This is a genomic window from Aquella oligotrophica (assembly GCF_002892535.1).
GTDB classification, from domain to species: Bacteria; Pseudomonadota; Gammaproteobacteria; order Burkholderiales; family UBA11063; genus Aquella; species Aquella oligotrophica.
The window spans coordinates 552,100-567,109 of the sequence record NZ_CP024847.1 but is presented as its reverse complement, the minus strand read 5'-3'; the positions used below and the strand labels follow the sequence as shown (position 1 = coordinate 567,109).

Annotated in this window: 12 protein-coding genes and 1 pseudogene; all 13 read right to left on the bottom strand. The window is 37.9% G+C overall.

Going from position 1 to position 15,010, the window contains the following annotated elements:
• Window positions 1-7: 7 nt before the first annotated feature.
• Window positions 8-1,441 (bottom strand): efflux transporter outer membrane subunit, encoded by a 1,434-nt coding sequence (locus tag CUN60_RS02615; RefSeq protein ID WP_102950539.1) that lies wholly within the window; start codon window positions 1,439-1,441, stop codon window positions 8-10.
• Between the two features lie 15 nt (window positions 1,442-1,456).
• Window positions 1,457-2,848 (bottom strand): bifunctional UDP-N-acetylglucosamine diphosphorylase/glucosamine-1-phosphate N-acetyltransferase GlmU, encoded by a 1,392-nt coding sequence (gene glmU, locus CUN60_RS02610; RefSeq protein ID WP_341866039.1) that lies wholly within the window; start codon window positions 2,846-2,848, stop codon window positions 1,457-1,459.
• A 35-nt stretch (window positions 2,849-2,883) separates the two neighbouring features.
• Window positions 2,884-4,266: a helix-hairpin-helix domain-containing protein gene (locus CUN60_RS13155; protein ID WP_245866400.1), complete on the bottom strand. Its 1,383-nt coding sequence runs from the start codon at window positions 4,264-4,266 to the stop codon at window positions 2,884-2,886.
• Window positions 4,267-4,281: 15 nt separating this feature from the next.
• Window positions 4,282-6,389 (bottom strand): annotated as a pseudogene (gene dnaE / locus CUN60_RS13150) (DNA polymerase III subunit alpha); the annotation flags it as partial.
• A gap of 16 nt (window positions 6,390-6,405) precedes the next feature.
• Window positions 6,406-6,837 carry an HIT family protein gene (locus tag CUN60_RS02600; protein ID WP_102950538.1) on the bottom strand — a complete coding sequence of 144 codons (432 nt, stop codon included), beginning with the start codon at window positions 6,835-6,837 and terminating at the stop codon, window positions 6,406-6,408.
• Window positions 6,838-6,923: 86 nt separating this feature from the next.
• Window positions 6,924-7,829: a UDP-3-O-acyl-N-acetylglucosamine deacetylase gene (lpxC, locus tag CUN60_RS02595; RefSeq protein ID WP_102952427.1), complete on the bottom strand. Its 906-nt coding sequence runs from the start codon at window positions 7,827-7,829 to the stop codon at window positions 6,924-6,926.
• A complete protein-coding gene (ftsZ, locus tag CUN60_RS02590) occupies window positions 7,829-8,989 on the bottom strand; it encodes a cell division protein FtsZ (RefSeq protein WP_102952426.1) in 1,161 nt (386 codons plus the stop codon). Before ftsZ ends, lpxC begins: the two co-directional genes overlap by 1 nt.
• Window positions 8,990-9,017: 28 nt before the next feature.
• A complete protein-coding gene (gene ftsA, locus CUN60_RS02585; protein ID WP_102950537.1) occupies window positions 9,018-10,271 on the bottom strand; it encodes a cell division protein FtsA in 1,254 nt (417 codons plus the stop codon).
• On the bottom strand, window positions 10,272-11,042 hold the full coding sequence (locus CUN60_RS02580) for a cell division protein FtsQ/DivIB (RefSeq protein WP_158649259.1): 771 nt from the start codon (window positions 11,040-11,042) through the stop codon (window positions 10,272-10,274).
• Window positions 11,032-11,949 carry a D-alanine--D-alanine ligase gene (locus CUN60_RS02575; protein ID WP_102950535.1) on the bottom strand — a complete coding sequence of 306 codons (918 nt, stop codon included), beginning with the start codon at window positions 11,947-11,949 and terminating at the stop codon, window positions 11,032-11,034. The genes CUN60_RS02580 and CUN60_RS02575 overlap by 11 nt, the downstream gene beginning before the upstream one ends.
• A 43-nt stretch (window positions 11,950-11,992) precedes the next feature.
• The gene (gene murC, locus CUN60_RS02570) at window positions 11,993-13,378 is read right to left on the bottom strand and encodes a UDP-N-acetylmuramate--L-alanine ligase (RefSeq protein ID WP_102950534.1); all 1,386 of its coding nucleotides are present in this window, start codon (window positions 13,376-13,378) and stop codon (window positions 11,993-11,995) included.
• A 12-nt stretch (window positions 13,379-13,390) separates the two neighbouring features.
• Window positions 13,391-13,996 (bottom strand): outer membrane lipoprotein periplasmic chaperone LolA, encoded by a 606-nt coding sequence (gene lolA / locus CUN60_RS02565; RefSeq protein ID WP_102950533.1) that lies wholly within the window; start codon window positions 13,994-13,996, stop codon window positions 13,391-13,393.
• A gap of 18 nt (window positions 13,997-14,014) precedes the next feature.
• Complete coding sequence (locus tag CUN60_RS02560) at window positions 14,015-15,010, bottom strand: NAD(P)H-dependent glycerol-3-phosphate dehydrogenase (protein ID WP_102950532.1); 996 nt, start codon at window positions 15,008-15,010, stop codon at window positions 14,015-14,017.

The window sequence follows — 15,010 nt, the reverse complement described above, 5'->3', positions numbered from 1 at the left end:
GTTCGCCCTACCAAATGAAATGAGCATCATGCTGGTCGCCAAAGCGATTAGCACTCTCATAACTATAGTTTTTATAAGCATAACCACCACCAAGATCCTGATACAGCTGAACAATTGTATTTAACTGAGTTTGCTTACTATTCGCAACCGTGATTGCCGCATTATCCATGGTTACAGCATTATTCAGAAGTGTTGGTAAGCTATATAAGCCATCTTTAAAGCTTTGCTGAGCAAGCTTATACGCTACTACAGTACTGTCATAGTATTTAATTTGAGTATCAAGACTTTTGGTAACCTGATCATGTGCCGAGAAATCAGAATCAACTGAAGCAAAAGCATTACGAACAGTCTGTAAATAATTGTAATAAGCATTGTAATATTGACCTTTAGCCTGATCAATTTGTCCATAAATGCTAAAATTAAGGATTGGAATGGTTGCCGTAGCTGTATAGTTCCAGAATTCATTACCTGGAGTGAATAAGCTATTTAGAGCATTTGAGGCAGCACCAGCATTACCATTTAGGCTAATAGTAGGGAAAAACTGCGAAGTTGCTACACCAATATTAGCATTAGCTGCAATCAGCTGTTGCTCTGACTGCTGAACATCCGGACGATTACGTAGTACTGTTGATGGAATATTTGATGGAATCACACCATAACTATTAATCTTCATAAAATCCAAACCACGATCAACATCACCTGGATTTTCATTCAATAGAACTCTTAACGTATTACGTGAAGCTACAATATTTTTCTCAATAATCGGAACCTGTGCTAACGCCTGATTATAATTCTCAATATACTGCTGCAATTGATACAGAGAAATATAACCATCTTTATACTGCTGTTTAGCTAAAGTCAATATTTCACCCAAATCTTTTACCAGTTGTTTTTGCAATACTAGCAGATAGTCATTACCGCGTAAAGTAAAGTAACCACCAACAACCTGACTGATAATACTTAAACGCATTGCATCTTTAGCAGCCACCTGTGCTTGATAACTAGCTTCAGCATACTGAATACTACGAATTGCTTGGAAAATATTTATGGTGTATGCAGGCAGTAAACCAGCGTTATATCCTTCACCATAAACCGCACGCGTTTGATAACCAACCTGCGCACTACCAGTTGGAATCCACGCAGCCTGAACCTGTTGTAAGTATCCTTTTGCAGCAATAACATTACCAACTGCTGCCTGAATATTATTATTATTCTTTAATGCGCTTTCCATCAAATTATCAAGTACAGGATCATTAAATGATTTCCACCAAGCCATCGCAGGTAAATTATCACTTTCAGTTACGGATAAATAATCCCGACTAACCCATTTTTGCGGATCTTGTGTATCAGGCTTATCATAACTGGGCCCAAAGATCGCACATCCACTTAATGCTGATACTATAGACAGTGCAATTAAATTAGTTATTTTCTTGATGCGCATGCAACTACCTCTTGATTATTTATTCCGTTTTTTCCAACCATATACTGTAACCTGCTTTGTCCTTGCCAAAGTCAACTCGTTTTCTGGAGTATCTTCAGTAATAACTGACCCAGCACCGATTAATGAGCCATTTTTTAATGATACTGGTGCAACCAACATTGTACCAGAACCAACAAAAACATTATCACCTATTACAGTTTTAAATTTATTTTGCCCGTCGTAATTACAAGTAACACTCCCAGCTCCAACATTCACTTTACTGCCAATATTAGCATCACCAATATATGTCAGATGATTTATCTTTGAACCTTTACCTACCTGGCTTTTCTTGATTTCAACAAAATTACCGACATGCGTATCTTCCGCAAGCTCAGTCCCCGGACGCAGTCTAGCATATGGACCAATTTGCGCACCTGCTGAAATTCTAGCTTCCTCAATAATAGTATATGGCTTAATTGTAACATTATCTGCAATTGTAGCATTTTTGATAATACATCCAGCTCCAATAGTCACATTATCACCTAAAACCACATCGCCTTCAAAAATGCAGTTCACATCAACACAGCAATCTTTTCCAGCTTTTATACTGCCTCGAATCTCAATCCGAGTTTTATCATAAAGGGTAACTCCAGCCTCAAGCAATTTATTCGCCCGATTAAGCTGATAAATACGCTCCAGCTGCTCTAGCTGCAACTTATTATTAACACCTAAGACTTCATAATGATGCGGAGATAAAACATAGTCAATTTCTACTCCATCCTGATAAGCCAAGCCAATCACATCGGTAAGATAATACTCATTCTGGTTGTTATTATTGGATAAACGGCTTAACCAGTCAGCAAGTTTTTTATTGGGTAAAACATAAAACCCAGTATTGATCTCACGGATAAGTCGTTCACTCTGCGAGGCATCTTTCTCTTCAATAATCCCAGTTATTGCAAACTCACTATTTCTAACTACCCGACCATAACCAGCTGGATTATCAACTTCATCCGTTAGCATGACAATACTATCTTGATATTTAGCTAGCATTTTCTGTAAAGTCGCAAGACTTATTAGTGGCACATCACCATATAGAACTAAAGTAACCCCAGAATTACTTAAATAAGGTAAAGCACACTTTAAGGCATGCCCAGTCCCAAGCTGCTGATCCTGATGCGCCCATTGAATTTTATCACCATAAATAGGCAACAGTGTATTTTGTACCTGATCGCCACCATGCCCATAAACTACTATCAGTCTTTCTGGACTAAGTTCTAAAGCAGTATCAATAACATGTTGTAACATTGGCTTAGTACTAACTGGATGTAGGACTTTTGGCAAGGATGAGTTCATTCGTTTGCCTTGCCCTGCTGCCAGAATAACAATATTTACCGTTTGCATCATTTTTGACTTAATTCCATACACAAAAATCCTTGCTAATTTTAGAGCGTTGGTAATTATTATACCTGATTAATACCAAACCTCCAGCGGCTTTTTCCATTTTCGCCAAGAAGATTACTTATTTCATCAAGATTCTCATAACTTAGATTGCTGATTTGATATCCCTCACCCAAGCGTAAATAGCACTGTCCAGATTCATTTTTATAACGTATTTTTAATGGAATTGTACCTTCAGCCGATAAACTCAAATACTTTTGTAATTGTTGCCAGTTATCAACATTGCTTAACTCAAGTTCAAACAAATTTACCCGATTAGCAATCACTTCATTTAACTGTAACACCTGATTCGCATTAACCTTGATTTCATCACGAAATGAATCGTAACTAACTTCTCCAATAACAAAAACCAACTCATCCATTTTCAATAAGTGATTATATTTATCGTATTCTTGATTGAAAATTACAAATTCAAGTTCACCACTATCATCTTCAATCCGAATAAAACCAATTTTACCACCGCTCTTAGTTGGGCGCGACCCCATATAGTTAATTATCCCACCAATTAATACCTTTGGCTTATGCTTTTCATAACGAGCATTAATAATCTCTTGAATATCTTCATCTTCTAAGTTAAATTTGCTTAAAGAGACAATCTCAAGCTTTTTACAAATATCATGATAATCCTGAAATAGGCTACCAGAGAGATAATAACCGATTGCCTGTTTTTCCAAAGTTAGCTGATCTTTGGTATTAAATGGCGGATATTCATCAAGTTCAATAGTCGTTAATTCTGGTTCTTCACTGCCAAACACATCAAAAAGCGAACCCTGATTTTCATTCAGACGTTCCTGCTCGACAAACTCGATTATCTTACCAAGATTATTAAATAACTTAGCTCGATTAGCTTCAAGCGCATCAAATGCTCCAGCCTTTATCAAATTCTCTAGAGTCCGTTTATTGATTGCCTTCTTATCCACTCGGCGGCAAAAATCAATTATATCTTTATAATCACCATTTTTTTCCCGTTCGGCAACAATAATATCAACGACATTCTGACCAATCCCCTTAATTGCACCCAGCGCATAGCGGATTGAACCACCTTTTTCGCCCCTCTTCTCAGCTACAGGCGTAAAGCGATAAAAAGATTTATTAATGTCCGGTGGTAATATTTCAAGTTTATTATCGACACAATCCTGATAAAACTCATAAAGCTTGTCAGTTTTATCCAACTCTGAGGATAAAGTTGCCGCCATAAATGATGCTGGATAATAAGCTTTAAGATATGCGGTGTGATATGAAACAACCGCATAAGCAGCGGTATGTGATTTATTAAACCCATATTCGGCAAACATTGCCATCAAATCAAATAACCGTTCGGCTAAATCTTTATCATAGCCCTTAGCTAGTGCACCTTCAGTAAATATTGCCCGGTGCTTTGCCATTTCTTCTGGCTTCTTTTTACCCATAGCACGACGCAGAAGATCAGCCCCCCGAGCGTATAACCACCAATAGTCTGCGAAATCTGCATTACCTGTTCTTGATAAACAATCACCCCATAAGTTGGGTCAAGACAATCGCGTAAATCGGGGTGAAAGTAATCTATCTCAGCCTCACCTTTTTTTCGCTTAACAAAATCATCAACCATCCCAGAACCTAAAGGTCCAGGACGATAAAGTGCCAATACAGCAATAATATCTTCAAAACGGCTGGGTTCAAGTTTCACCAGTAAACGTTTCATTCCCTGCGACTCTAGCTGAAATATTGCAGTCGTATTTCCAGCTTGCAAAAGCTTATAAACATTTGGATCTTCAAATTCAGAATTAGATAGATGTAATCTTACTCCATGTAGGCGCTCAATATTCTCAACAGCCTCCTGAATAATCGTTAGATTGCGTAAGCCCAAAAAGTCAAATTTAACTAAGCCAATGGTTTCAACATCATCCTTATCTAGCTGTGAAGTTTGCATACCATCCGCGACATATAGCGGACAGAAATCAGATAATTTACTTGGTGCAATCAAAACGCCAGCTGCATGCTTACCAACATTTCTGGTTAAATCTTCAAGCTGCTTGGAGGTTTCCCATAAGCGTAATAAATCATCATCAGCATTATCAATTCTAGCTTTTAATTCTGGAAACTCATTATAGGCATCTTCAAGCGACCAGCTTTTTGCTGGAGTATTCTGGATAAGTTTAGAAATTGAATCACATAAACCATAAGGTAAGCCAAGTGCCCTACCTACATCCTTGATTACTGCTTTGGATGACATAGTACCAAATGTTGCTATCTGTGAAACAGCATCTGCACCATACTTATCCTGCACATACTGAATTACTCGTTCACGTTTATCTTGACAAAAGTCGATATCAAAATCCGGCATTGACACCCGTTCTGGGTTAAGAAAGCGCTCAAAAAGAAGGCTATAACGAAGGGGATCAATATCAGTAATACCCAAACTAAACGCAACTAGAGAGCCTGCGCCTGAGCCACGCCCCGGTCCAACGGGCACACCGTTATTTTTTGCCCAGATAATGAAGTCAGCAACGATTAGGAAATATCCGGCAAAGCCCATCTGAATAATCGTTTCAATCTCGCGTTCAAGTCGCTTAGAGTAAGTTTCAGTATTTTCTTTACGGATATTTTCATCCGGAAATAATTCAATAAGCCGCTGCTCTAAACCTTTATATGATAGTGATGACAGGTATTCATCAAGTAGCTGTCCATCGGGAGTTGCAAAATTTGGCAGAAAATATTTACCCAGAGTTAGTTCCAAATTACACTTTTTGGCTATTTCTAAACTATTTGTAAGTGCAATTGGAATATCAGCAAAAAGCTGATGCATTTCTTCGGCAGATTTAAAATATTGATCCTCGCTATATTTAGAAACACGTCTTGCATCATCAAGAATCTCACCATCGGCAACGCAGACACGAACCTCATGAGCAGTATAGTCTTCGGGTTTTAAAAATTGAACTGGGTGGGTAGCTACCAAAGGAATTTGCAATTCAGAACTTAGCTTGACAGTTTCCTGCAAGAGATCTTCGCTATCTTGGTATGAAACTCGTTGCAACTCAAGGAAATAATTATCAGCAAAGGCTTCTTGCCATTTCTGAGCGGCTGATAAAGCATCTTTGTAGCGATTTTGTTTCAAATACTGGCCTACGTCCCCATGATCTGCACCAGAAAGTAGAATCACATCTTGGCACGAAGTCGATCTTAGCCAGTCTTCCTTAATGTAGGGCATATCAAGAATTTTATTCTCAACATATGATCTAGTAAGCCATTCGCAAATCTGACGATAACCAGCCAGATTTTTTGCAAGTACCAATAAACAATAGTTAAATTCAGCACCCTCAACATTAATCTCACTGCCAATTATTGGCTTTATTCCAGCTTCGCGGCAACCTTTATAAAATTTCACCAAGCCAAACATATTTTGCAAATCAGTCATGGCTAAAGCAAGCATATTAAAATTTTTTGCCTGCTTAATAGTTGGCTTAATCCTAAGCGTACTGTCAGTTACTGAAAACTCAGTATGTAATCGTAGATGAACAAAATCACTCATAATATTATCTAATATCTTATATAGTAAAGTTTTTAAATTGCTGAATTAACCTATCTTTTACTCCAATTATTTCTTTTGAGGGAATATATTCAGGATGAGTAACTTCACCCCAAATGGGGTTTGGATAGTGTTTATCATAAATAAACCTAGGAATGATATGCCAGTGCACATGAGGTGTTACATTTCCAAGACTAGCAACATTTATTTTATCTGGATTATAAACATCTCGGATTATCTTTTCACTCTCTAATATGGCTTTAAATAAACTCAAAGCATCCTTATCATTAAGATCAGAAATTTCTTTTACATGCCTATTTAAAACAACACGAATAAACCCCGGATAGTCAGTTTCGGAGTCAATCAATATAATACGATATAGATCACAATTAAATAAAATTGTTCCACCTATATTGTCACAAAAAAAGCATGAATCCATTATTTTTCTCATATAGCCAAAGTAAAGTTCAATTAATTAGTATCAATAAATGACAAAAGATGCCATTAATGACACCTTTTATCATTCACACACCTTCATCAGCGAACGTAATGAAAACTTTGTGGCACCTCTTCAGGGTCGTCATAAGTTACATATTCCCAGCTATCCGGATGACTGAGTAACTTGCGAAGTAATTTATTATTAACTGCATGTCCAGATTTATAGCCCTCAAAGCCACCAATAACCTGATGACCAACAATATATAGATCGCCAATCGCATCAAGTATTTTGTGACGAACAAACTCATCATCAAAACGTAACCCGCCTTCATTAAGAATAGCATCGCCATCAAGAACCAGTGCATTATTCAGATTACCACCAAGCCCAAGACCATTATTACGCATACTTTCGATATCACGAACAAAACAAAATGTTCGTGCGCGACTAATTTCATCCACATAAGATTGCTTGCTAAAATCAATTTCACAGCTATTATTTTCAGGTTTAAATAATGGATGATTACCAAAATCAATACTTAATTTAACCTTATAGCCATCAAATGGTGTAAATTTTACCCACTTATCTGGTTCCACCACTTCTATTGGTTCTTTTATTCTGATATATTTTTTCTTTGCATTTTGATCAATAATCTCAGCTTGGCTTAGTAGATATAAAAAAGAATTGGATGAGCCATCCATAATTGGAATCTCTGGAGCAGATAATTCAACAATAATATTATCAATTCCATAACAGGCAAATGCTGACATTAAATGCTCAATCGTACCCACTCTTACACCTGCTTCATCAACAAGAGTAGAAGATAATCTGGTATCATTAATCAAAAACGGATGACATTGTATAGCAGGAGTATTAGGCAAATCAGTTCGAACAAAAGTAATCCCCTGATCAGCTTTAGCTGGCTTGAGTGTCAAAGAAACCCGGCAACCAGAGTGAAGTCCGACTCCAATTACTGAAATCGGATTCTTAATAGATCGTTGATGAATCATGAGCGATTTTTACGGAAAAATGCCGGAGTAGAAAATACATTTTTGTTAAAGTTAGCAAAAGGATCATTAACTTGCTCCTGCTGGCTTGTTTCTGCGGCACCTTCCACAGCTTGATTAGCAGCTAGACCCATATCCTCTTTGGCAAAAACTGGCTGAAATTCATTACCTGCGCGCATATCGGTAAGACCTGTTGCAATAACAGTTACACGTACTTCCTCTTCATCCATATCCTCTATCTCTGCCATGCCTGATTTAAAATCAGCTTCTGGGTGAATATGGCGCTGGATAATCCCAATAATTTCGTGGTACTCACGCATTTTTAATGCGCCAGGTGCAGAAGATATGTTCACTAATACACCCTTAGCACCATCAAGAGAAACATCATCCAACAATGGACTATAGATAGCCTTCTCGGTTGCTTCCTGCGCACGGTGCTGCCCTTTAGCCGCCGCCGAGCCCATCATGGCTAAACCACGCCCAGACATTACCGTCTTCACATCAGCAAAATCCAGACTGATTAAACCAGGAGTTTTTATAACCTCAGTAATCCCAGCTACCGCACCACGTAAAACTGCATCCGCAGCAGCAAATGCCTCACGCATAGATACATCTTCATCAAGTTCAGTCATCAATTTTTCGTTTGGAATAACAATCAATGAATCAACATGTTTACGTAATTCTTCAATCCCATGATCAGCAATCTTACGGCGTTTTTCACCCTCATAATCAAAAGGTCGAGTTACAACACCTACGGTTAGAATATTCAGGCTTCTAGCAATATCAGCAATTACTGGCGCAGCACCAGTTCCAGTACCACCACCCATACCTGCGGCAATAAATAGCATATCCGCACCTTTTAATAATGCTGCAATTTTCTCGCGGTCTTCCATTGCCGATTTTTGCCCAACTTCAGGCTGACTTCCAGCACCCAGCCCACGAGTTAATCCATGGCCAAGTTGCATCAAATGATGAGCTTTATTACGACTTAAGGCTTTGGCATCTGTATTAGCACAGATAAATTCAACATGTTTAATGCCATTTTTTACCATATTATCAACAGCATTACAACCACCACCACCGACACCAACTACTTTAATAACTTCACCGACATGAGTAAATACTGCTTCTATATTATAATTACTTTCCTGTTCTGCCATTTCAAAGAATTGATTCATTATAAAGCCTTTACGTATTTCTGAATATATTTTTTATTTTTTTAAAAACCTGACCAAAACCAATCCCAGAATCAGAATCATAATTATAAGATTTTTGTGTCAGCACTTCATTGGCATAATATAAGGCACCGAGGCTGGTAGCATAACGCGGATTACAAACCATATCCGCAAAATCACCATAATAATCTGGAATACCAACCCTTACAGGCACGTCAAAATATTGTGCCACAAATTCTTTTAGGTTTCCAAGCTGTGCCGAACCTCCAGTCACAACAATACCAGAGTTGATTATATCACATAAATCATTGTTATTCAATTGAGTTCTTACAAGCCCAAAAATATCTTTTAACCGCTCAACTATAACATCTGTCAAAAGTTTACGTGAAATCACAGTATTTTCACCACGATGATCAGTCAGGCTAATTCCCTCATGAGCATAGCGTGAATGACCAAAATTGCCACAACTACCATAATTAAGTTTTAGATCTTCAGCTAGATTTCTTGAGACTTTAAGTACCGCAGCAATATCACGCGTAATGTCTTCACCACCAAGTGGAATTGAACTCAAATGGCGGATAAAACCATTTTCATAAACAATTATATCCGTTGTACCCGCACCAATATCAATCAAACAGCAACCCAGCTCGCGTTCTTCATTATTAAGTACTGCCAGTGCGGAAAGCATTGCCGATGGAACAATTTTAGCCACATCAAAATTGCTATACGCGATTGCCTTTTTCAAATTTGTCAATGGTAATTTGCCCGCAACCATTATATTTATATTTGCATTAATGCTTTGGCAATTCAAATTTAGTGGGTTTACAGTATAACGCTCATCATCAATCAGATACTCCTGAATTTCAAAATCAACAATTTCATAGTTTGCTGGAATTGTAATTTCTCTAGCTTCATTAATCATATACCGGATGGTATCTTCCGTAACGACTGCGCCATTCATCTCCTGACGGCTATGTGAATAGACATTCCTGAGATGTCCTCCGGTCATATTAACAATTAGCGCGCCCTTGGAACAATCTGCACTAATTTGCGCTTCATGGAGGGTCTGTAATATTTTTGCGCCAACTTTCTCAACTTCACAAATAAGTCCATTACCAAGCATTTTAAAATCATTATTGAGCTTATTATTCACAAAATTGTAATTACTAAGTCCCAATACCTCTAATTTTTCACCTAAAAGTCCAACTAGTGAAGTAATTTTCGAACTTCCAATATCCAGACTGAAAATTAACCTGCCGCCACTCATTTAATGTACCCCTTTAGTTTGTACTGTAGACTCAGTTTTTTTCTTGATAAACACGCTACTTTCATAATTTATTGCTAATGCATTTTTATAGCATAAGTTAATACTATTAAGTTTTGGATTGAGTAAATAAAGCTTATTCCAGTATAAGTTAAGCCTTGCTAAACCATCAGTTAAATCTGAAGAACAAATTTCAACATTTAAATTATTTTTGGTTGAAAATTTGGTTATTAATGGCGAAGTTAGCCAAAGTTTAGTTACGCTATCACCATGCTGAACAAGCACACTCTCAATTTGCCGATATTTTGCAAGCGCTATAGTTGCTTTTGCTGTCGAAACATAAAAAACTGGCAGATTAAGCCCATCATCAGCACCATCAAATATTTCACCATTTTCAGCTAACATATCTTCATCACCAATTTTGGCTATAGCTTTATATTCGTTAATATGAACAATAATGGTATGCGGAAAATGACGCTTTACATTTACCTCATCCACCCATGGAATTTCTTGAAAAGCAGACTTTAATCCGGCAATATCTAAGGTAAAAAAAGTACCATAAAGACGGTTTTGCGCAATATAGGTTAATTGAACTGGCGTAACATGATAGATATCACCTTCAATGATTACCCGATTAACCGTAAACCAGTTTCTGGCGACATAATGGACTGCGCAATAAATAAGAATCAATACACTAGCAAAATTAATCAGATATGCCAAACGATTATTAAATTTGGCATTATCAAAACTTAATGCACCAAGTCTATTTAGCAATTGAAGCCCCATCAAGGATCATCAGACATAGTTGATCAAAACTATAACCCGCGGCAGCCAGTGACATTGGTACCAAACTATGATTGGTCATTCCCGGTAAGGTATTGATTTCAAGAAAATAAACATTATTCTCTTTATCAACCATAAAGTCAAGGCGAGCGACACCGCTAGCACCAATGGCATTATAGCCAGCTAATGCCCAATCATTGATTTTTTGCTGTAATGCACCCAAATCATACGGACAAATATATTTAGTATCATCAGTAAAGTACTTATTCTGATAATCATACTCTCCTTCCGGAGCTTCGATTTTTACAACGGGATATACCTTACCATCAAAAACCGTTATCGTATATTCATCACCAACTACCATCTCTTCAATCAAAACTCGTTCGGAATTTTGAAACGCAAAATCAATTGCCTGATAGAGCTGATTTTCATCATAAACTTTGCTTAAACCCAAGGTAGAACCATCATCAACCGGCTTAACAACGACAGGTAATTTAACCTGTAATTTAAAATCACCCTGCTTATAGCCTGTCTTCTCCAAATATTGCGATTTTGCCATTGGAATGCCAATAGACTGCCAAATCAGTTTAGTTCGGTGCTTATCCATACCAATACTACTAGCCATTACCCCAGAGCCAGTATATGGAATACCTAAATACTCAAGTGCACCTTGTAGTTTGCCATCTTCGCCACCTTTACCATGAATAATAACAAATGCCCGAGCATAACCATCAGATTGCAAATGCTGCAAAGGCTTTTCTGCAGGATCAAAGGCATATGCATCAACACCACTTTTTTGCAATGATTCTAATATTGCCCGACCACTAATCAATGATATTTCTCGCTCGGGAGTATTCCCACCCATCAATACTGCGACTTTACCATATTTTTTATTCATTACTTATTGGCTCTTAATTACGTTTAATTTAATCTTCAAATAATTAATGCGTACCCGCAAGTTTAGCTGGTAATTTACCAACACTTCCTGCACCCATGGTTACTACCAGATCACCATTTTGTAGTACATTAAAAAGTTTTGTCTCGGCATCATCCAGATCTTCGGCAAAAATTGCATTTTCATTACCCTGTAAGCGAATTGCCCGAACCAAACTTCGCCCATCTGCCAAAGCTAACGGCTTTTCTCCTGCCGCATATACTTCAGTTATAATCAGCTGATCAACATCAGTCAAAACAGAAACAAAATCATCAAATAAATCACGCGTCCTAGTATAACGATGCGGCTGAAAAACCAGCACCATCCGCTTTTTAGGATATGCACCACGTAAGGCACTCAAGGTTGCTTTAACTTCCACTGGGTGATGCCCATAGTCATCAACAAGAATCGCTGCTTTATCACCAACAACAATATCTGGATAATGTTGACAACGACGTCCAACGCCATGAAAGCCAGCAAGTCCACGTGCAATGTCTTCAATCTTGCCACCACAGTCTAATGCCATCGCAATTACAGCAAGGGAATTAAGAACATTATGTACCCCTGGCATATTTACTACAATCGGGTAACTTAAATTAAGCCATTTAATATGTACGCGATAATGCATTGTTCCACCAACCGCCTGTATCTCTGTAGCGTATAAATCAGCATAATCGCCAAAGCCATAAGTAACAAGCGGTCGTTTCACTTGCGGAATAATCTCTTGTATTCGCTTATCTTCAGCACAAACTATTGCCCGTCCATAAAATGGTAGGCGATGAAGAAAATCAACAAATGTTTGCTTCAATTTACCCTCATCATGATCATAGGTATCCATATGATCAAGATCAATGTTAGTAACGATAGAAATCATTGGGCTTAGGTAAAGAAAAGATGCATCTGATTCATCTGCTTCTGCAACCAAATAATCCCCATCACCAAGCTTTGCATTTGAACCAGTAGTTGCAAGCTTGCCACCAATAATAAATGTTGGGTCAAGCCCACATTCTTTTAATACTTCGGCTGCTAAGCTAGTAGTGGTAGTTTTACCATGTGTTCCAGCAATAGCAATTCCATATTTGAAACGCATCAATTCAGCCAACATCATTGCGCGTGGAACGATTGGAATATTACTCTCGCGAGCATAGCTAACTTCTGGGTTACTTTCATCAATCGCAGTTGAGGATACTACCACATCGGCACTCCCAACATTTTCGGCACGATGACCAATTGCAACTTTGATACCAATATCCAACAAGCGATCAGTATTATAACTTTGCATAGCATCGGAGCCAGTAACGCTATAACCAAGATTATGTAGGACCTCAGCTATACCAGACATCCCCACGCCACCAATTCCAATAAAATGGATCTGTTTTATCTTATGTTTCATTCTATACGCGTCTTATTGTTCTACAACATCAACACCTGCTGGTGCTTTAAATTTGAAATCATTTGCTGGAATATTAATACCAGTTTGTAGATTACTAAATTTCAAAGTAGATTGGTTTCCAAAATTATCAATAAATTGCATACTGGATAGTTTCTGTTTAGAATCAAAGCCCATTAATACCGTCTGGAAGCCATTATTATCATTGGCAGCTTTGGGCTCAATTTTCACCCAATTTAAACCATCACCCTTATCTGCAACAGAGGTAATTTTATATAGTGATTTAATGTTATTTGCCCCGGCAAGAACTGCTGCCGGAGATTTATCAATTGAAGAACCGAGTGCTTTTACTGTTACCTGCTGCAATGGCTGATCATAAATATAAATCTTACTCGCATCACTAACAATTAACTGTTTATCTTCGGTATATTCCCAACGAAATTTATTTGGGCGCATTATTTCCATTGTACCATGTGTAGTTCTGGTTTTTTTACCAGTTACAACTGTTTGGGTAAAGTCTGCTTTCATGGTTTTAGCATTGGATAAAAAATTATCCAGCGCTGCTGAATCCGCATAGGCATAAGAAGATACAGCGATTAACATAATTAAAAATTTTTTCATATCTAATACTCAATATAACTAAATAAATTCCGTTTTTTGTGCCCGAGCTATCAAATTAACCACTTCGGACTTAATATCTGAATTTTCATAAATTATCCGGTAAACTGATGCCACAATGGGCATATCAATGCCAAGACTCAATGCCTTTAAATGAATTTCTTTAGCGGTTAATACGCCTTCAGCAACATGCCCCAATTCATTAACAATAACATCTATAGACTTGCCTTTGGCTAATTCAAGCCCAACCTGACGATTACGTGATAAATCTCCAGTACAGGTAAGGATAAGATCACCAATCCCAGTCAAACCATAGATCGTCTCACGGCGTCCACCTAAAGCCAAAACCAATGCAGCTAGTTCATTGAGACTACGCGTAATAAGTGCCGCACGAGCATTAAAGCCTAATTGCATTCCATCTGAGATACCAACAGCAATCGCTAATACATTCTTGACTGCCGAACCAACTTCACTACCAATAATATCATCATGCGCATAAATTCTAAAATTGGGAATACCCTTTAATTTTTGCATCCAATTAATAGCAAAAGAAAGATCAAATGCTGCCAAGGTTATTGCTGTTGGTAATTGAAGCGCAACCTCTTTAGCAAAAGACGGACCCAACAACAAACCAAAGCGTTTAAACCCCGGTAATACCTCATTAACAATTTCATGAGAAAGTTTGCCGCTATTTGCTTCAAAACCTTTACTAACCAAGATCAGATCCGGAATTTGTTTAGTTTCATTGGCAATTGCCGCAAGCACTCCGCGAACCGCATTTAATGGCGTTGCTATAATAATCAGATCAGCATTACAAGCACTAGAAAAATCAGAAGTAACACTAATATTATCTGGAAAGATAACATCATCTGGAAGATACCCGTGATTAACTCGCTTAGTATGGATTGAAAACACCTGTGCCTGATCTCGCGACCACAACAGCACAGGTGCTACTTTACTAAAGGCACAGGCCAAAGCTGACCCCCATGAGCCAGCCCCGAGAACTGAAATACGCAT